Source organism: Modicisalibacter ilicicola DSM 19980, assembly GCF_900128925.1.
Taxonomy (GTDB): domain Bacteria; phylum Pseudomonadota; class Gammaproteobacteria; order Pseudomonadales; family Halomonadaceae; genus Modicisalibacter; species Modicisalibacter ilicicola.
The window spans coordinates 93,412-112,301 of the sequence record NZ_FQUJ01000011.1; the positions used below are offsets into that span (position 1 = coordinate 93,412).

At 64.6% G+C, this 18,890-nt stretch carries 19 protein-coding genes; 15 read left to right on the forward strand and 4 right to left on the reverse strand.

Annotated features, from left to right (window positions below; translation table 11 throughout):
- The first annotated feature begins 81 nt into the window (after nt 1-81).
- From BUA41_RS12975 to BUA41_RS13000, 6 genes are all read left to right on the forward strand, one after another.
- Nucleotides 82-675, forward strand: a complete 594-nt coding sequence (locus BUA41_RS12975) for a cysteine hydrolase family protein (protein WP_072823540.1) — start codon at nt 82-84, stop codon at nt 673-675.
- Nucleotides 676-803: 128 nt separating this feature from the next.
- Nucleotides 804-2,375 carry a Re/Si-specific NAD(P)(+) transhydrogenase subunit alpha gene (locus BUA41_RS12980; protein WP_072823542.1) on the forward strand — a complete coding sequence of 524 codons (1,572 nt, stop codon included), beginning with the start codon at nt 804-806 and terminating at the stop codon, nt 2,373-2,375.
- An 18-nt stretch (nt 2,376-2,393) separates the two neighbouring features.
- Nucleotides 2,394-3,836: an NAD(P)(+) transhydrogenase (Re/Si-specific) subunit beta gene (locus BUA41_RS12985; RefSeq protein ID WP_072823544.1), complete on the forward strand. Its 1,443-nt coding sequence runs from the start codon at nt 2,394-2,396 to the stop codon at nt 3,834-3,836.
- Nucleotides 3,837-3,924: 88 nt separating this feature from the next.
- Nucleotides 3,925-5,025 (forward strand): NAD(P)H-dependent glycerol-3-phosphate dehydrogenase, encoded by a 1,101-nt coding sequence (locus BUA41_RS12990; protein WP_072823546.1) that lies wholly within the window; start codon nt 3,925-3,927, stop codon nt 5,023-5,025.
- Nucleotides 5,022-5,507: a phosphohistidine phosphatase SixA gene (gene sixA / locus BUA41_RS12995; protein WP_072823548.1), complete on the forward strand. Its 486-nt coding sequence runs from the start codon at nt 5,022-5,024 to the stop codon at nt 5,505-5,507. The genes BUA41_RS12990 and sixA overlap by 4 nt, the downstream gene beginning before the upstream one ends.
- 20 nt (nt 5,508-5,527) lie before the next feature.
- Nucleotides 5,528-5,842 (forward strand): antibiotic biosynthesis monooxygenase family protein, encoded by a 315-nt coding sequence (locus BUA41_RS13000; RefSeq protein ID WP_072823550.1) that lies wholly within the window; start codon nt 5,528-5,530, stop codon nt 5,840-5,842.
- On the opposite strand, the gene BUA41_RS13005 is transcribed toward BUA41_RS13000, so the two are convergent.
- Nucleotides 5,839-6,786, reverse strand: a complete 948-nt coding sequence (locus BUA41_RS13005) for an AEC family transporter (protein ID WP_072823552.1) — start codon at nt 6,784-6,786, stop codon at nt 5,839-5,841. The two genes, BUA41_RS13000 and BUA41_RS13005, sit on opposite strands and share 4 nt — an antisense overlap.
- Nucleotides 6,787-7,012: 226 nt before the next feature.
- Here BUA41_RS13005 and BUA41_RS13010 point away from each other — a divergent pair, with 226 nt between their 5' ends.
- The 3 genes from BUA41_RS13010 to BUA41_RS13020 are packed head-to-tail and all read left to right on the forward strand — an operon-like array spanning nt 7,013 to nt 9,726.
- Nucleotides 7,013-7,816, forward strand: a complete 804-nt coding sequence (locus BUA41_RS13010; RefSeq protein WP_072823555.1) for an alpha/beta fold hydrolase — start codon at nt 7,013-7,015, stop codon at nt 7,814-7,816.
- Nucleotides 7,813-8,682, forward strand: coding sequence for an alpha/beta fold hydrolase (locus BUA41_RS13015; RefSeq protein WP_072823557.1), 870 nt, complete (start codon nt 7,813-7,815; stop codon nt 8,680-8,682). Before BUA41_RS13010 ends, BUA41_RS13015 begins: the two co-directional genes overlap by 4 nt.
- The gene (locus tag BUA41_RS13020) at nt 8,683-9,726 is read left to right on the forward strand and encodes a patatin-like phospholipase family protein (protein ID WP_072823559.1); all 1,044 of its coding nucleotides are present in this window, start codon (nt 8,683-8,685) and stop codon (nt 9,724-9,726) included.
- Between the two features lie 24 nt (nt 9,727-9,750).
- Here BUA41_RS13020 and BUA41_RS13025 read toward each other — a convergent pair whose 3' ends face one another.
- Nucleotides 9,751-10,338: a Smr/MutS family protein gene (locus BUA41_RS13025; RefSeq protein WP_072823561.1), complete on the reverse strand. Its 588-nt coding sequence runs from the start codon at nt 10,336-10,338 to the stop codon at nt 9,751-9,753.
- Between the two features lie 123 nt (nt 10,339-10,461).
- Between BUA41_RS13025 and prmB the strand changes: the two genes are divergently transcribed.
- Together prmB and aroC are read left to right on the forward strand one after the other, a co-directional pair.
- Nucleotides 10,462-11,412, forward strand: coding sequence for a 50S ribosomal protein L3 N(5)-glutamine methyltransferase (prmB, locus tag BUA41_RS13030; protein ID WP_072823563.1), 951 nt, complete (start codon nt 10,462-10,464; stop codon nt 11,410-11,412).
- A 63-nt stretch (nt 11,413-11,475) separates the two neighbouring features.
- Nucleotides 11,476-12,561, forward strand: a complete 1,086-nt coding sequence (aroC, locus tag BUA41_RS13035; RefSeq protein WP_072823566.1) for a chorismate synthase — start codon at nt 11,476-11,478, stop codon at nt 12,559-12,561.
- Nucleotides 12,562-12,600: 39 nt separating this feature from the next.
- Here the strand turns inward: aroC and BUA41_RS13040 are convergent, their stop codons facing one another.
- Complete coding sequence (locus BUA41_RS13040) at nt 12,601-13,134, reverse strand: DUF1269 domain-containing protein (protein ID WP_072823568.1); 534 nt, start codon at nt 13,132-13,134, stop codon at nt 12,601-12,603.
- A 135-nt stretch (nt 13,135-13,269) separates the two neighbouring features.
- On the opposite strand from BUA41_RS13040, the gene BUA41_RS13045 reads away from it, so the two are divergent.
- From BUA41_RS13045 to phaC, 3 genes are all read left to right on the forward strand, one after another.
- Nucleotides 13,270-13,698, forward strand: coding sequence for a hypothetical protein (locus tag BUA41_RS13045; protein ID WP_072823570.1), 429 nt, complete (start codon nt 13,270-13,272; stop codon nt 13,696-13,698).
- A 152-nt stretch (nt 13,699-13,850) separates the two neighbouring features.
- Nucleotides 13,851-14,324: a phasin family protein gene (locus BUA41_RS13050; protein WP_072823572.1), complete on the forward strand. Its 474-nt coding sequence runs from the start codon at nt 13,851-13,853 to the stop codon at nt 14,322-14,324.
- A gap of 155 nt (nt 14,325-14,479) precedes the next feature.
- A complete protein-coding gene (phaC, locus tag BUA41_RS13055; protein ID WP_072823574.1) occupies nt 14,480-16,330 on the forward strand; it encodes a class I poly(R)-hydroxyalkanoic acid synthase in 1,851 nt (616 codons plus the stop codon).
- Nucleotides 16,331-16,341: 11 nt separating this feature from the next.
- On the opposite strand, the gene BUA41_RS13060 is transcribed toward phaC, so the two are convergent.
- Nucleotides 16,342-17,262 carry a LysR family transcriptional regulator gene (locus tag BUA41_RS13060; RefSeq protein WP_072823576.1) on the reverse strand — a complete coding sequence of 307 codons (921 nt, stop codon included), beginning with the start codon at nt 17,260-17,262 and terminating at the stop codon, nt 16,342-16,344.
- 187 nt (nt 17,263-17,449) lie between these two features.
- Here BUA41_RS13060 and leuC point away from each other — a divergent pair, with 187 nt between their 5' ends.
- Entirely contained in the window at nt 17,450-18,889 is a 1,440-nt protein-coding gene (gene leuC / locus BUA41_RS13065) for a 3-isopropylmalate dehydratase large subunit (RefSeq protein WP_072823578.1), read from the forward strand.
- The last annotated feature ends 1 nt before the right edge of the window (nt 18,890 follow it).

Sequence of the window (18,890 nt, forward strand, 5' to 3'; positions counted from 1 at the left end):
CGGCCTGGCGAGAGCGGCACGCGTTCTCGCCACCGCCTATGCTATAACGGTTCTTCATTCCTCCCGCAGGAGTCTTCTTACATGGCAGCCGGTTCCGCACGTCTTAGACTGTGTGATGCCCGCGACGAGAGCGCCGCGCTCGTCATCATCGATGTACAACAGGCGATCGACGATCGCCGTTACTGGGGACGCCGCAACAACCCCGAGCTCGAGGAACGGCTTGCCGAGCTGCTGAGTTGCTGGCGGGCCGGCAATGGCCACGTCGTGCACGTCCGGCACCATTCCCGCGAGACGCGCTCCCCCTACCGTGCCGGCCAGCCCGGCGCGGAATTCAAGTCCTGCGTGGCGCCACGGGACGGCGAGCGGGTCGTGACCAAGCATGTCAATAGCGCCTTCGTGGGCACCGAGCTGGAAGTCTGGTTGCGTCGCCACGGGGTGTCGCACCTGGTGATTGCCGGCGTGGCCACGGCCCATTCGGTGAGCACCACGGTGCGCCATGCGGCCTGCCTGGACTTCAGCGTCTCGGTGCCAGAGGACGCCTGCGCCGGTTTCGAGGTGACCAGCCGCCATCAGGCGCACTGGAGCGCCGAGACGGTCCACGACCTGAGCCTGGCGCTGCTCGATGGAGAGTACGCTCACGTCACCACGACCCACGAGGTGGTGCAGCATTTCTGAGTCCTGCTCAGGAGTGAACAAGATTCTCGCAATCGAGTGCATTGCGAAATGTAAATTGTGAAACGTTTTTTTTCGTGTAATGGTGCTTGGTCCGAGAAGCACATCCATCTGGGAACGGGAGGTTTGATGTGAAAATTGGTGCACCCAGGGAACTTGCCAAGGGCGAGGCGCGTGTTGCGCTGACGCCCGAGAGTGCGGGGCATATCATCAAGCTGGGCCATGAGTGTCTGGTGGAAACCAAGGCGGGCGAGGCGGCGGGATTCCCCGACGAGGCCTATCGCGAGGCCGGCGTGACCGTCGTCGACAGCGCCGAGGCGCTTTGGCAAGAGGCCGAGATCGTCGTCAAGGTGCGCGAGCCCTCCGAGCAGGAGGCCGAGCGGCTGCGCAAGGGCCAGACGCTGATCTCGTTCTTCTGGCCGGCCCAGAACGAGGCACTGCTGGAAACCTGCCGCGCCAGGGGCGCCACCGTGATCGCCATGGACATGGTGCCGCGAATCTCCCGGGCCCAGAAGATGGACGCATTGTCGTCCACCGCCAACATCGCCGGCTATCGGGCGGTGATCGAGGCGGGCAACCAGTTCGGTCGCTTCTTCGCAGGGCAAGTGACCGCCGCCGGCAAGGTGCCGCCGGCCAAGGTGCTGATCATCGGTGCCGGCGTGGCAGGGCTTGCCGCCATCGGCACGGCCACCAGCCTGGGCGCCGTGGTGCGTGCCTTCGACGTGCGACCCGAAGTAGCGGAGCAGATCGAATCCATGGGGGCCGAATTCCTGTTCCTCGATTTCGAGGATAGCCAGGACAGCGCCGGTACCGGCGGCTATGCGGCCCCCTCCAGTCCGGAGTTCCGCGAGAAGCAGTTGGCGCTGTTCCGTGAGCAGGCGCCCGAGGTGGACATCGTCATCACCACGGCGCTGATTCCCGGCCGCCCTGCGCCCAAGCTCTGGCTCGAGGACATGGTCAAGGCCATGAAACCCGGCTCGGTGGTCGTGGACCTGGCGGCGGAAAAGGGCGGCAACTGCGATCTCACCGTGCCGGACGAGAGAGTCGTCTCCGACAATGGCGTCGTGGTGGTCGGCTACACGGACTTCCCGTCACGCATGGCGACGCAGGCCTCGCTCCTGTATGCCACCAACGTTCGCCATATGCTGACCGATCTGACGCCGGAGAAGGACGGCAAGGTCGTTCACGACATGGAGGACGACGTGATTCGTGGCGCCACCGTGGCCCATCAGGAAGAGATCACCTATCCGCCTCCCAAGCCCAAGGTGCAGGCGATCGCCTCCTCCAAGCCCAAGGCGAAGGAAAAGGAGCCCACGCCGGAAGAGAAGAGGGCCGCCGAGCACGCCGCCTTCAAGGCCCAGACCAAGACCCAGGTGACCATGCTGGCCGTCGGCGGCGCGCTGATGCTGCTTCTGGGACAGGTGGCACCGGCCTCCTTCATGCAGCACTTCATCGTCTTCGCGCTGGCCTGCTTCGTGGGATATCAGGTGATCTGGAACGTCAGCCACTCCCTGCACACGCCGCTGATGGCGGTGACCAATGCCATTTCCGGCATCATCGTGCTCGGGGCGGTGCTGCAGATCGGGTCCGGCAATTGGCTGGTATGGTTGCTGGCAGGCATCTCGGTGCTGATAGCCTCGATCAATATCGTGGGTGGCTTCCTGGTGACGCGCCGGATGCTTGCCATGTTCCAGAAATCCTAACGCGGTGGAGAACAAGGAATGCTAGGTCAAGAGTTCGTCTCTGCCGCGGCGATTGCGGCAAGTGTACTGTTCATCCTTTCCCTGGGGGGGCTGAGCAATCAGGAGAAGGCCAAGCGGGCCGTCTGGTACGGCATCGTGGGCATGGCGGTGGCGGTGTTCTTCACCGTGCTGGGCCCGGGCATCGGTGGCTACTGGCTGATGATACCGATGATGATCATCGGGGCCGTGGTCGGCGTCTACGTGGCCAAGCAGGTCGAGATGACCCAGATGCCGCAGCTGGTGGCGGCGCTGCACTCCTTCGTGGGGCTCGCGGCGGTACTGGTGGGCTTCAATGCCGACCTGGAGCGTCGCCGGGTGATGGCGACCCAACTGGCCGGAGGCGCGACGGAAGAGTTCTCCGCCTTCGCCGCCCTGGTGGCTACCAAGACCCCGGCGGAACTCACCTTCCTTCAGGTCGAGGTGGTGCTCGGGGTGTTCATCGGCGCGGTCACCTTCACCGGCTCGATCATCGCCTTCGGCAAGCTCTCCGGCAAGATCGACGGCAAGCCCCGGCAGTTTCCCGGGGGGCACTGGTTGAATGCCGGCGCCGCAGCGTTGTCGCTGCTGCTGGCGGTGCTGTATCTCAACGGCGCGGGCTTCTGGACGCTGCTGCTGCTGGCGGTGCTGGCGCTGTTCATCGGCTGGCACCTGATCATGGGTATCGGCGGCGCCGACATGCCGGTGGTGGTGTCGATGCTCAACAGCTACTCCGGCTGGGCGGCGGCGGCCATCGGTTTCACCCTGTCCAACGATCTGTTGATCGTCACCGGCGCCCTGGTGGGCTCCTCAGGCGCGATCCTCTCCTACATCATGTGCAAGGCGATGAACCGCAAGTTCGTCAACGTGATTCTGGGCGGCTTTGGCGGCACCTCGGGGCCGGCCACCGAGATCGAGGGCGAGCAGGTGTCGATCGATGCGGGCGGCGTGGCAGGCGCTCTCAACGATGCCGACAGCGTGATCATCGTGCCAGGCTACGGCATGGCGGTGGCGCAGGCGCAGAATGCCGTCAGCGAGCTGGTGCGCAAGCTGCGCTCCGCCGGCAAGGACGTGCGCTTTGCCATCCACCCCGTCGCAGGGCGCATGCCCGGCCACATGAACGTGTTGCTGGCCGAGGCCAAGGTTCCCTACGATATCGTGCTGGAAATGGACGAGATCAACGACGATTTCGCCCAGACCGACGTGGCGATCGTCATCGGCTCCAATGACATCGTCAATCCCGCGGCCGAGGAGGATCCCAACAGCCCCATCGCCGGCATGCCGGTGCTCAAGGTCTGGGACGCCAAGCAGACGTTCGTCTGCAAGCGCGGCCAGGGGACGGGCTATTCCGGCATCGAGAATCCGCTGTTCTTCAAGGAGAACACGCGGATGTTCTACGGCGATGCCAGAAGCAGCATCGACTCGCTACTGCCGCTGATCGAATGATCGTCGGTTCGGAAGACGCCCCTTGCGAGGGGCGTTTTTATGAACACCTTCTTATACTGGAAGCATCATTGGTCCATTCGAGGCGAGCATGTCGGAAAGCAGCCTGACAGAGCAGGATTCGAGGGCATCGCAAGAGGAGTGCCTGCGCGTGGCGGTGCTGGGGGGCGGCAGTTTCGGCACTGCCCTGGCGAGCATCGCCGCCGACAACGGGGGCGAGGTGCGCCAGTGGTTGCGCGACGCCGAACTCGCTGCCGAGATCAATCGCGAGCACCGCAACTCCCGCTACCTGCCCGATTACGCCATCAATCCGGCGGTACAGGCCTCCGACGACCTGAGCGTGGTGCTCGACGGTGCCGAGCTGGTGTTCGTGGCCATCCCCTCCAAGGCCTTCCGGGCGGTAGTGCGCCAGGCACGCCCCTGGTTGGGCGCCGATCAGATACTGGTCAGTACCACCAAGGGCATCCAGGAGGAGGGCTTCAAGCTGATGAGCCAGATCCTCGAGGAGGAGACCGGATTCCCCCATATCGGGGTGCTTTCCGGTCCCAACCTGGCTTCCGAGATCGCCCAGAAGCAGCTGACCGCCACGGTGGTGGCCAGCGACGATGCGCTGACCCGCACCCGAGTGCAGACGGCGCTGGGTTGCGACTACTTTCGCGTCTATGCCAGCAACGACCGTTACGGGGTCGAGCTCGGCGGGGCGCTCAAGAACATCTATGCCATCGCCGCCGGCATGGCGGCGGCCCTCGGCATGGGCGAGAACACCCGCAGCATGCTGATGACCCGTGCCCTGGCCGAGATGAGCCGTTTCGCCGTTGCCCTTGGCGCCAACCCGCTGACGTTCATCGGCCTGGCCGGGGTCGGCGATCTGATCGTGACCTGCTCGTCCAACCTGTCGCGCAACTACCGCGTCGGCCATGCCCTGGGCGAAGGCAAGACCCTCGACGAAGCGGTGGAGGCGCTGGGGCAGGTCGCCGAAGGGGTCAACACGGTCAGCCTGGTGTGCCACAAGGCACGGCAGGACGGCATTTACATGCCGCTGGCCGAAGGGCTCTACCAGGTACTGTTCAAGGGTGTTCCCGCGCGCCAGATGGCACAACTGCTGATGCTGAACGAGCAGAGCAGCGATGTCGAATTCACGCTGCCCCGGGAACTTGTCCAGCAGGCGCGCCAGGAGGAGGGAAAGACATGACTGCGACACTCTGGATCATGCGCCACGGTCAGGCGGGTCAGGGGCATCCCGACCCCCGGCGCGAATTGACCGGGCATGGCCGTGCCGAGGTCGCGCGCATGGCCGAATGGCTGGCAGAGAGCCTCGACGCCGCGCAGCGCTCGCGATTGCATATCGTCGCGAGTCCCTACACCCGGGCCCAGCAGACCGCGGAGATCGTGGCCGAGCGGCTCGGCGGCGAAGTGGCCACGCTGTCGCTGATCACGCCCGACGATCCGGTGGAGCCGGTCATCGACTGGTTGCAAGACGGCGCGCACGAGACACCTCAGCTGCTGGTCAGCCACATGCCGCTGGTCGGGGCGCTGAGCGCACGGTTGATCGAGGGCGACCCGCGCAGCAGCCTGCCCATGCCTACCGCGGCCATCGCCGTGCTGCAGGCGGAGGTCTGGGCCCCGGGCTGTGCTCGGTTGAGTGCCTTTCGCCACCCTGCCGACATCGTTTGAGTCCCGTTCAGGAGACGTGAATGACTTTCGTCGTCAACAATCGAGTATTCGTCAATCCCGGCTTCGAAGAGGAGTTCGAGGCCCGGTTCAAGGCTCGCGCCGGCGAGATCGACAAGCAACCGGGGTTCATCGCCCTGCGTGTGCTGCGCCCGCTGGGCAACCAGGCACCCTATGTGGTGGAAACCGAGTGGGAAAGCCAGGAAGCGTTCCGTGCCTGGGTGGGCAGCGACGATTTCAAGCGCGCCCACGCCAATCCGATGCCCGCCGAGGCCACCCGCGAGGGTGGAGGGCTGGAGCAGTTCGAGATCGTGATCGCCGCTTCCGGCAATGCCTAGATCACTTCCCAGACCCGCAGGAAGAAGACCCCCAGCGTGATCGTCACGCTGGCCATCAAGGTGGTCAGCGCGATGATGTTCGCCGCCAGCTTGGCGTTGCCACCCATCGCCTTGACCATCACGAAGCTGGCGGCCGCCGTCGGGCTGGCGAAGAACACGAACATGAGACCGAGCTCGGGCCCTGAAAAGCCTGCTAGCCAGGCGGCAAGGGTCGCCAGCAGGGGCAGGGTGACCATCTTCATCAGACTGGCGCCGAGTGCCGTCGAGCGATCGTCGCGCAAGGCACTCACCGAGAGAGTGCCGCCGATGCAGATCAACGCCAGGGGCAGGGTCAGCGAGGCGAAGTAATCGCCGCTGGTCATCAGCCACTCCGGCAGTTCGATGCCGGACCAGGCGATGGGCGTGGCCAGCAGGACGGCGATGATCAGTGGGTTCTGCACGATGTGCAGGAGGATGCCGCGCCAGTCGGCCTGGTTGCCGGGTTGGTAGGCGCTGAGCACGATTACCGAGAAGGCGTTGTAGGTCAGGATCACCACCCCCAGCAGCAAGCCTCCGGCAGAGAGCCCGTAATCGCCGTACATGCTGGCGGCAAGCGCCAGGCCGACGATCCCGCAGTTGCCCCGGAATGCGCCCTGCACGTACACGCCGCGGTCGGCATACGGCACGCGCCATTTTGCCCAGAGCCAGCTGAACAGGAAGGTTCCCAGCGTGGCGATGGCGAAGAAGCCGAGCAGGCGTGGATTGAGAGTGGCGTCGAGGTCGGCGCGGATGATGCTGAGGAAGATCAGGGTCGGCATGGTCGCCTTGAATACCAGCATCGAGGCCGTGGTGATGAAGGCACTGTCGATCCAGCCGATACGCTTCAAGCCGATACCGATGAAGACCATGGCGAAGACCGGCAGTGTGGTCTCCAGGGTTTGAAGGAAAACGCCGAGTAGATTCATCGTGGTGAGTGCGACCTAGCGAACCAGCCAGAAGCCGACGACCAGTGCGGCCAGCACCGTGGCGAAGAAGATAGCGTTGCGGGGGCCGGTATTCCTGGGCGGGCGGTTCTTTGGCACGTGAGCGTCCTTGTCGACGAAAGTCGAAAAAAATAAAACGGGCGTATGAATGGGTGCGGCAGATGTATTATGGTAAACCCGACCTATAGTCATAAGGAAGCACGGCCCGATGGCATCTCTTCCGCGCCTGGTCTTTGCCCATGCGAATGGTTTTCCCGGCGCCAGCTACCGCAGTTTCCTGGCGCCCCTCGGCACCCGGTTCGATCTCCACCCGCTGGAGCGCCTGGGCCATGACCCGGCGCATCCGGTCAGCGACAACTGGCCGGCACTGCGCGACGAACTGGTGAGGCACCTGAACGCCCTCGAGACACCCGTGATCGGTGTCGGCCACTCCATGGGAGGCGTATTGATGCTGATGGCTGCCGACGTGATGCCCGATGCCTTTCGCTGCGTGGTGATGCTCGACTCGCCGTTGATGGTGGGGGTAGACGCCCTGGGGCTGCGCACCGCCAAGCGCCTGAAGCTTGCCGATCGGGTCACGCCGGCAGGACGCAGTCTTGGGCGCCGCAGTACCTGGCCCGATCGCGAGGCCATGGGTCACTACCTGCGCCGACGTGCGCTGTTCAAGCGCTTTACCGACGATGCCCTGCGGGACTACATCGAGGGTGGGACCGCGTGCCGCGACGATGGCAGTATCGAACTGCTCTTCGATCCTGCCGTGGAAGTCGAGATATTTCGCCACCTCCCGGATCATCTGCATGGCCTGGCTCGCCGCCTGAGGGTGCCGCTGGCGATGATTGCCGGCGAACACTCCGACCTGCTGAAGCCCTCCCGGCGACGTCGGCTAAGGCGTCACGGCGTGCGTGTCGAACAGACCCCGGGCGGCCACATGTTTCCCATGGAGTTTCCCGATCAGGCCCGTGACACCTTGCTGACCACCATCGATTCCCTGCTGGAGAACGAGCCCTCATGACCGCCGCGACCGAAGTGCTTCTGTCAGAGAATCGTCTGGCCGGCTTGAGCTGGGGGCGCGAGGGGGCGCCGACCTGGCTGGCCCTGCACGGTTGGCTGGACAACGCCGCCAGCTTTTCGCGCCTCGCCCCGCGGCTCGTCGAGCGCCTGGACATTCGCATCGTCGCCATCGACTTCAGCGGTCACGGCAGGTCGGAGCGCCACCCGCCGGGGGTCGATTATGCCATCTGGGATTACACCCACGACGTGCTGGATGCGTTGAAGTGCCTGGGGTTGGAACATGCCCATCTGCTGGGCCATTCCATGGGGGCAGGGGTGGCCTGCCTGCTGGCCGCGGCCTTGCCGGAGCGCGTGACCCGCCTGACGCTGATCGATGGGCTCGGTACCCTGAGCACTCCGGCCGAGAAGACCGCCGAGCAGTTGCGCAAGGGATTGCTGGGGCATCGCCGTCGCGCTTCCGGCGCCCCACGCTATCCTGATCTCGAGAGTGCCGTCGCCGCTCGGGTGAGCGGCGGGGTGACGCCGATCGACGCGCCTACCGCCGAGCCCCTGGTGGCACGTAATCTCGAAGAGGACGAGCGTGGCGGCTTCCGGCTGCGCACCGATGGCCGCTTGCTGCGTCCCTCGATGGTGCGCTTTTGTCCCGAACAGGTGCAGGCGATCCTGGCCGCCATCGAGATGCCCATGCTGTTGATCGAGGGGGAGGACGGCATACTCGGTGATCGCGACATGGCGTGCCGGGCGCGGGACGCCGTGGGGTCGCTGCGGCGGCGTGTCCTGGCGGGGGGGCACCATCTCCATCTCGAGGCGGCGGCGGTGGAGTCGGTGGCCGAGGCGATCGTCGTGGAAACGCTTCGCAAGGGGTGAATGGGGGAGGCTGAAGTGGACAAGCGTATCGCATTGGTGCTGGGTAGCGGTGGGGCCCGGGGCTATGCCCACATCGGGGTCATTGACGAGGTGGTGGCCCGAGGCTACGAGATCGTGGCCATCTCGGGCTGCTCCATGGGGGCGCTGATCGGGGGCATCTATGCGGCGGGCCAGCTCGATGGCTATCGCGAATGGGTCAGCGAACTGGCCTACTTCGATGTGCTCAGGCTGATCGATGTCACCTGGAGTCCGCTGGGCGCGATGCGTGCCAACAAGGTGATGAGCAAGCTCGAGGAGCTGGTGGGCGACATCACCCTCGAGGAGTTGTCGATTCCTCTGACCACCGTGGCGACCGATCTCAACCGTCAGCGGGAGGTCTGGTTCCAGAGCGGGCCGCTGCTGCAGGCGATTCGTGCCTCGATCGCGGTGCCGGGCATCATCACCCCCGTCAAGCTCGGCGATCAGGTGCTGGTGGATGGCGGGTTGATGAATCCGCTGCCGATCATCCCGACGGTATCGGCACGTACCGATCTGGTCCTGGCGGTCAATGCCACGGCCCAGACCCACCAGCCGGTGGGCCTGGAAGAGCTGCTGCCCCCCGACCAGGCTGCCGAGGAGCACGCCCGGGAGGCCGCTCTGGAGGCCCAGGGCAAGGGCTTTTCCAAGTGGGTGCGCGAACGCGCCCAGCGCATGTTCAACAATGCCGGTGACGCGGAAGACGAGATCGACGAGGCTGGCGAGGCCGCGAACCGGCACAAGCGTGCCGCCGAGCGGGCCTGGAGCAAGCTCGATATCATGCTCGCTTCCTTCGAGATCACCCAAGGCGCGCTGGCCAAGTACAAGGTGGCCGGCTACCCGCCGGATATCCTGGTCGAGATCCCCAAGACGGTATGCGGCGCCTACGAATTCCACCGGGCCGAGGCCTTGATTCGCCTGGGACGCCATCTCGCCGCCCAGGCCCTGGACCGTTACGAGAAGCATGGCAGCGCTCACGGCGGGCAGGTGATGATCAGCGAGCCGGCCACGGGCAAACCCACCAATTAGTAGCAGGCACTTTCCACCAGGAACCTAGACTTCACCACGTCGGCGCAACAGCACATAGACGGCGCCGGTGCCGCCATCCAGCTCCTGGGCCGAACAGAAGGCCAGCACCGTGGGCCATTCGCGCAGCCAGGCATTGACGTGGCTCTTGATGACCGGATAGTCGGTCAACAGGTTTCCGGTACTGGCGCGCGCCTTGCCGTGTACCACCAGCACACAACGCATGCGCTTGCCCCGGGCTTCGGCGAGGAAGCCCTCCAGTTCCTGGCGCGCTTCGTCGAGGGTATGGCCATGCAGGTCGAGCCCCGCCTCCCAGGCGATTTGCCCTTGTTTCAGCGCCTTCTGGGTGCGATAGGGGAGATCGGGCACGGCGAAATCCAGGCGGGCACTGGGACGTACCGGCTCGACACGCCCGTCGCTGGTGCGGCTGGTCAGGGAATGCGTGGAGGCGGCAAGGGCCGCATGCCGACGCTCGCCGAGGGCGGTGGCGTCCCGACGGGGCTTGCCGGGGTCGGCGCGATCATTCTCGAGACGCCTGACGCCGGCCTGTTCCAGGGCTTGGCGGAACAGGGCGATCTCCTCTTCGTCCGGAGTGTGGGAGCGACGTCGGCTCATGCGCTGACCTTGATGGTTTGCAAAATCGCGGGGGCTCCAGTATAGCGACTCGTTCCCGACTGTGAACCGTTCCCTTCGACGGGTACAATCGGCACAATCTTTGGCTTATTCACAGGATGCCGCGTGACCTCCCGACCTGCCGCCGTTTCGACCCTCGCGCTGGATGATGAGCAGCTTGCCGCAGAACTCGTCAGCCTGCGCGACTACCTGCGCTGGGCGACCAGCGAGTTCCATGCCAGCCGCGTGCATTTCGGTCACGGCACGTCGAGCGCCTGGGACGAGGCGGTAGCGCTGGTGCTGGGTGGATTGCACCTGCCCTGGGACGTCGATCCCGCGGTGCTGGACGCGCGGCTCCTCGGCGACGAGCGACGGCGGCTGGTCGCCCTGGTGCGTGGGCGTATCGAGTCCCGTCGGCCGCTTGCCTACCTGCTCGGCGAAGCCTTCTTTGCCGGCTACCCCTTCCAGGTCGATGAGCGGGTGCTGATCCCGCGCTCGCCGATTGCCGAACTGATCGAACATGGCTTCGCTGCCTGGTTCCCGGCGGCTCCTCCGGCCCGGGTGCTGGACGTGGGCACCGGTTCGGGCTGCATCGGCATCGCCACGGCGCTGCACCTGCCCACCGCCAGGGTCGATCTGGTGGATATCAGCACCGAGGCACTGGAGGTGGCCAAGGCCAACATCACCCTCCACGATCTGGGCACGCGGGTACGGGCGGTGCTTTCCGACCTGTTCGACGGGGTCTCCGGCCAGCGCTACGACCTGATCGTCGCCAATCCGCCTTACGTCAACGCCCGGGACCTGGCCACCATGCCTGCCGAGTTCGGCCACGAGCCGGCGCTGGCCCTGGGAGCGGGCCGTGATGGTCTGGATGTCGTGCGGCGCTTGCTGCGCGATGCCCGGCAACATCTCGAGGACGATGGCGTACTGATCGTCGAGGTCGGCAACTCGGATGAGCAGCTCGAATCCGCCTTTCCCGAGGTGCCGTTCCTGTGGCTCGAGTTCGAGCGCGGTGGCCATGGGGTGTTTGCCCTGACCGCTCGCGAACTGGATGAGTACGCCGAGCATTTTGCCTGAGAACCCGTTCACGACGCTCGTCACGACCTGCACCGGCGCCTAGCCCCATTCGAGGAATACCGCATGTCCGGCAACACCTTCGGCAAGCTGTTTACCGTCACCACCTTCGGCGAAAGCCACGGGCCGGCGCTCGGCGCCATCGTCGACGGTTGCCCGCCCGGCCTGCCGCTCACCGAGGAGGACCTGCAGCGGGACCTGGATCGCCGGCGCCCCGGTACCTCGCGACATACTACCCAGCGTCGCGAGCCCGACCAAGTGCGGATTCTCTCCGGTGTCTTCGAAGGGACGACCACCGGCACGCCGATCGGCCTTGGCATCGAGAACACCGATCAGCGCTCGAAGGACTACGCCAACATCAAGGAGCAGTTCCGGCCGGCCCACGCCGACTACACCTATCATCACAAGTACGGCATCCGCGATTATCGTGGCGGCGGCCGCTCCAGCGCTCGCGAGACCGCCATGCGCGTCGCTGCCGGCGCCATCGCCAAGAAGTACCTGGCAAGCGAAGGCATCCGCGTGCGCGGCTACATGAGCCAGCTCGGCCCCCTCGCCATCGACTTCAAGTCCTGGGACGGGGTCGACGACAATGCCTTCTTCTGCCCCGACCCGGATCGTGTGCCCGAGCTCGAGGCCTTCATGGACCAACTGCGCCGTGATCAGGATTCGGTGGGTGCCAGGATCACCGTGGTTGCCGAAGGCGTTCCGGTGGGGCTGGGCGAGCCGGTCTTCGATCGTCTCGATGCCGAGCTGGCCCACGGGCTGATGAGCATCAATGCGGTCAAGGGCGTGGAGATCGGCGACGGTTTCGCGACGGTGGCCCAGCGCGGCAGCGAACATCGCGACGAGATGTCCCCGCAAGGCTTCCTCTCCAACCATGCCGGCGGCGTGCTGGGAGGCATCAGTTCGGGCCAGCCGGTGATCGCCCACCTGGCCCTCAAGCCCACCTCGAGCATCACCCGGCCGGGACGTTCCATCGATGTGCACGGCAACCCGATCGAAGTGGTCACCAAGGGGCGCCACGACCCTTGTGTCGGCATTCGCGCCACCCCCATCGCCGAAGCGATGATGGCCCTGACCCTGATGGATCATCTCTTGAGGCATCGGGCCCAGAACCCGCACGTACGGGTCGAAACGCCACGCCTGACGTAGTCGCGCTATCCCGGGGCGCCCGGATGTCGACAAGGCGGATCAATTGCCCTGGCCCTCGGCATGCCGCCTTTCCTCCTCGGTGATCTTTTCTATTTCCACATCGGGGTGGTGACGTCGAATGGTGTCGCTGATCTCTTTCTCACGCGCGCCGGGCACGTCCACCATCATCAGGATGGCGCCCCGCTTGTATGCGTGCTGGAATTTCTCGACCTTGATGTCGGGCACCGAGACACCCACCAGCGTGCTGGCCCAGAGGCCGAACAGTCCGCCGAAGATACCCAGGCCGATGACCAGCGCGAAGTTGCCCGCCTGGCCGGGAATCGACAGCACCGTGGCGGCGGCGATGCCGACGACCAGACCCAGTGGGATGCCGATCAGCAGGCCACGTTTGCTTGCATTCACGGCATCGGAGGTCTGGAGCAAAGTCGCCTCCCGGAGCCCAGTGTCGTTCAACTGCCTGCGGTCCCTGGCCATGATGTGCACCTCGCTTCGGCGCAACCCCAGATCGTTCAGCTCATTGGCGATAGTGACCGTCGTCTGGGGATCGGGCGTCAGAAAGTAAAGCCGTTGCATTGGGCGTTCTCCTCTCGGTTCATTGAAGCGGTATTGTGCTTCTGCCACCCAGTGTAGGCGTACCCGGACCAACACGACCGCCTGGGAGCGCATCGCTGCTATACTCATGGCATCGTCAACCGACCGAGTCATGTCATGAAGATCAACGTCGAATTCGATCTCACGCCAGCGGAGTTTCGCGAATCCTTGGGACTTCCGGATGTGGAGGCCTTCCAGCGCGACCTGATGAGTCGCATTCAGCAGCAGATGGAGGCAGGCGTCGAGGGCTACGATCCCTGGAGCCTGATGCAACCCTTCATGCAGCAGGGATTGAATCAAGGTCTGAGTCAGGGATTCGCCAATTTCGGTAGCTATCAGCAGATGATGCTGGACATGTTCCGCCAGGCCGGCAGCAACGCCAAGGTGTCGACGTCATCCGAAAAGGCCTCCTCTCCGTCCCCATCCGCGTCAGATGAAAAGGCAAGGGAAAAGGCAGCAGAGGAGAAGAGTGGCAGTGCGTCCTCGTCGCGTTCGAATGCCGCCAGTTCGTCACGCCAGGGCAGGGCAAGAAAGACGAACGGCTGACGAAGCGCAGCGAGTGACCGGCAGTGACCGGTTCGAATGGTATACAAGCGCTAACCTGTTGCAACTGATCGCAAGGGCGACTACCCTTTGTGCAGTGCAGCAAAGGGGCTTCACTATCTCGAACAATGCTCATCCGTCAGGAGGGATTCGATATGGCACGTAACAACCAGCAGGACCAGATGTACAACGCCTTCGCCGAGCAGACCCGCAACTTCTTCGAGCCGATGCGCAAGCTCAATGGCGTGATGCTCGACAACATGGAAAAGATGACCCAGTTCCAGCTGGAGTCGATGAAGCGTTACAGCCAGATGGGAACCGAGCGCATGCGCGCCGCATCCGAGGTCAAGGATGCCGACGACATGCGGGATTTTGCGACACGCCAGACCGAGTTGATGAACGAGCTCTCTCAGCAGATGATGGAAGACGCCCGGGCCATGTCCGAGCTGAGCGTGAAGTTCCGCGAGGAACTTCAGAAGACGTTCTCCGATGCCAGCCAGCAGGCCATGAGTCAGGCCGACGAAGTGGCGCGGCAGACACAGGAGGCCACCAAGACGGCTGTCGATTCCGCCAAGTCCACCACGGATGCGGCCAAGGCGACCAGTTCGCGCGGCAACAAGAGCAGCTAAAGGATGAGGGCCGGTGTGACCGCCGGCCCCTCACCTTGAAAATTTCGGCACGATGCATGGTCCCGCACCGCGAGGCCGTGCATCGTGTGCCTGGTTGATATGTGCAACAAGCACGCCAGGAAACAACAAGCGCGTCGGGAAACAAGGGGGGGTGTATGCAGTCAGATTCCCAATTCGAGTTGGGGCCGTTCGTCGACGAGGAGTGGGTGGCCAAGCTCGAGTCGATCAATCGTGAATACCAGGCGTTGACCCAGGAGATGCTGGCGCGATTGATGCCCAGTGAGGCCGGTGAGTCGATCCTGAGCGACATGAAGGCAAGCCTCCGGCAGGGCGTCGAGGCCCTGGCAGGCAACCCCCAGCTGCTCTACGGCGCGCAGATGCGCCTGGTCCAGGATCAGATGCGGCTCTGGCAGCAGACTGCCCGGGAGTTCTATGGCAATGCCGAGCCTGCCGAGGCGGTCATCGAGCCCGAGCGCTCGGACCGACGGTTCAGGGATGAAGCCTGGCACAACGAACCCTTCTACCGATACATCATGCAGCAGTACCTGCTCTCGGCCAGGATGATGAACGAGTTGATCGAGGGAATCGATACCCTGAGCGACGAGCAGAAGCGCAGCCTGGAGTTCTATATTCGCCAGTACGTCAGCGCCATGGCGCCGACCAATTTCGTCACCACCAACCCCGAAGTGATGCGCCTGACCCTGGAAACCAAGGGCCAGAACCTGATCGATGGCCTGCAGCGTCTGCGCGCCGACCTGGCCAATTCGGCAGAAGGCCTGAACGTGGCGATGACCGATCGGGAAGCGTTCCGCATCGGCGAGAACATTGCCGTGACCCCGGGGGACGTGGTCTACGAAAACGAATTGATCCAGTTGATCCAGTACCGCCCCACCACCGAAAAGGCGTTCAAGACACCGTTGCTGGTCATTCCCCCCTGGATCAACAAGTACTACATCCTCGACCTGCGTCAGGACAACTCGATGATGAAATGGCTGGTGGATCAAGGCCATACCGTCTTCCTGATCTCCTGGCGCAACCCCGGGGTCGAGCAGCGCGACCTGACCTGGGCCGATTACATGCAGCTGGGGCCGATCGCCGCGATGGAGGCCATCGAGAAGGCGTGCGGCGAAAAATCCGTCAACCTGCTCAGCTATTGTGTCGGGGGGACCCTGGCGGCCTCGACGGTGGCCTATCTGACCAGTACCCGGCGTGGGCGCAAGGTGCGCTCGGTGACCTACATGGCTACCCTGCAGGACTTCCGCGACCCCGGCGAGATCGGCGTCTTTCTCAGCGAGGCGGCACTGGACGGGATCGAGCGCCAGCTCGAGGCCGATGGCTATCTGGATGGACGCATCATGGCGTTCTCCTTCAACCTGCTCCGGGAAAAGGATCTGTTCTGGTCGTTCTACATCAACAACTACCTCAAGGGCGAGGAGCCGGCGGCCTTCGACCTGCTCTACTGGAACACCGACGGCACCAACCTGCCGGCCGCCACCCATGGCTGGTACCTGCGCAACATGTATCTCGAGAATCGGCTGGTCGAGCCCGGCGGCATCGAACTCGACGGGGTCAAGATCGATCTGCGCAAGATCTCCACGCCGAGCTACTTCATCTCGGCCAAGGAAGACCACATCGCCAAGTGGAACTCGACCTACTACGGCACCCAGCTGCCCAAGGGGCCGGTGACCTTCGTGCTCGGCGGCTCGGGGCACATCGCCGGTATCGTCAATCCGCCCAGCAAGAACAAGTACGGTTACTGGACCAACCCCGAGTTGCCCAACAGCGCGGATCAATGGTTCGAGGGCGCCACCTTCAATGAGGGCTCCTGGTGGCCGCACTGGCAGGCATGGATGACCGACAACGGCTACGCGGATGCCAGCAAGCAGGTACCCGCCCGCCAGCCCGGCGAGGGGGAGCTCGGCATCATCGAGCCGGCACCCGGCCGCTATGTGCGCCAGACGATTCCCGAAGTGCTGGGACACCTGCCCGAGGAAGAAGACGCGTAAGGCGGCCGCCCTCAGGTGTGACCGTAAGACGCCCCAGGCGCCCGATAGGTGCGTGCCTGGGGCGTCGCTGCGTCGTCGAGCAGGGCAAGCATCGAGCGTGCCGCGTTGGACAGCGTGCGGCTCCGGTGCACCAGATAGCCCAGCGGACGCTCGATGGGGCGATGATCGATGGGCAGGATGCGTACCTCGTCGTCGATCAGCGTATCGGGCAACACGCTCCAACCCAGCCCGATGGCCACCATCATCTTCAAGGTTTCCAGGTAGTTGGTGGAAAGTGCGACGTTCACCTGGAGCCCGTTCCGGGCAAAGGTATCGACGACGATGCCCCGGGTGAAGGTCAGGTGACCGGGCAGCACCGCGTCGTGGTCCGACAGCGCCGACAGCGGTAACCGGGGCTGATCGGCCAGGGGGTGATCCCTGCCGCACACGTAACGCAGCCGGTCGATCCACACGGGGACCACGGCGAGGCGAGGGTCGGGAACCGGCGCCAGGGTGACCACGGCGATTTCCAGTTCACCCTCCAGTACCCCCTGGTAGGCCTGTTCCGAATCGAGGAAGCGCAGATCCATGCGTACGTCCGGATGCGCCTGGGTGTAGGTCTTGAGTATCGGTGGCAAACGATGCAGGCCGATATGGTGGCTGGTGGCCATGGTCAGGCTGCCACCGATGTCCCCGGCCAGATTGGCCAGCGCCCGGCGGCTGTCGTCGACCATCACCAGGATTTCCCGGGCCCGGGGCAGCAGCACCTCGCCGGCCTCCGTGAGGGTGACCCGCCGGCCGAAACGGTCGAACAGGCGCGCGCCGATCTGGTCTTCCAGCGTGGCAATACGCTTGCTCACCGCCGGCTGGGTCAGATAGAGCTGTTCGGCGGCCAGTGAAAAGGAGCCGCTGTCGGCGACGGCGAGAAAGGCTTGCAGGCTTTGCGTATCCATGGGCGTTCCACCGGGGCGTTAGTTGAAGCTATTCTGTTATGGAATCCAAAGGATAAATAACATGAATTGCTTTTATGGGGCTATCCCCATAACCTCATGATCATCGAGGGCGTGGTTCCGGCACCCCGATCGAACATCGTCGCGCCCCGGCGCGTCCAAGGCTCTAGCGAGCAGGTGGAGGAGACCCATGGCAGGCCAGACGCTTTACGACAAGTTGTGGTCGCAACATTTGGTCAAGCAGCGCGAGGATGGCAGCGCCTTGATCTACATCGACCGCCAGTTGCTGCACGAGGTGACATCGCCCCAGGCCTTCGAAGGCCTGCGCCTGGCGGGGCGCAAGCCGTGGCGCCTGGATGCCAACCTGGCGACGCCGGATCACAACGTGCCGACGACCCTGAAGGAGCGCGCGGCGGGCAACGCCGGCATCCTCGACCCGGTGTCGCTGATCCAGGTACAGACGCTCGACGACAACTGCGAGGCCTTCGGCATCGAGGAGTTTCGCATCAACGATGCCCGTCAGGGCATCGTCCATGTGGTCGGCCCGGAGCAGGGCGCGACCCTGCCGGGCATGACCGTGGTCTGTGGGGATTCCCACACGGCGACCCACGGTGCCTTCGCGGCCCTGGCCCATGGCATCGGCACTTCCGAGGTCGAGCATGTGCTGGCGACCCAGTGCCTGGTGGCCCAGAAGATGAAGAACCTGCGGGTGCGCGTCGAGGGCAGGCTGGGCACCGGCGTGACCGCCAAGGACATCGTGCTGGCGGTGATCGGACGCATCGGCACCGCCGGGGGCACCGGCTACGCCATCGAGTTCGCCGGCAGCGCGATCCGCGATCTCTCCATGGAAGGGCGCATGACCATCTGCAACATGGCCATCGAGGCCGGTGCCCGGGTAGGGCTGGTGGGCGTCGACGACACCACCATCGACTACCTGCGCGAGCGTCCCTATGCGCCGACCGGCGAGCAGTGGGACGCCGCCGTGGCGGCCTGGCGCGAGCTGGTTTCCGACGAGGATGCGGTGTTCGACAAGGAGGTGGTGTTCGACGCCGCCGAGATCGCGCCCCAGGTGAGCTGGGGAACCAGCCCCGAGATGGTGGCGCCCATCGAGGGCGAGGTGCCCGACCCCGCCACCATCGACGATGACACCGTCAAGCGCGGGGTGACCCGGGCCCTGGAGTACATGGGACTGTCGCCGCGCCAGAAGATCACCGACATTCGTCTCGACAAGGTGTTCATCGGTTCCTGCACCAACTCGCGGATCGAGGACCTGCGCGAGGCCGCCAAGGTGGCGAAGGGCAAGAAGGTGGCGGACTCCATCGCCCTGGCGATGGTGGTACCGGGGTCCGGCCTGGTCAAGCGCCAGGCCGAGGCGGAGGGGCTCGACAAGATATTCCTCGAGGCCGGCTTCGAGTGGCGTGAGCCGGGCTGCTCGATGTGTCTGGCCATGAACGCCGACAAGCTGGGGGCCGGCGAGCATTGTGCCTCCACGTCCAATCGCAACTTCGAGGGGCGTCAGGGCTACGGCGGCCGCACCCATCTGGTCAGCCCGGCGATGGCGGCAGCCGCGGCGATCGCCGGCCACTTCGTGGACGTGCGCGATACTACCCTGTCACCCCGGGAGGCCTGAT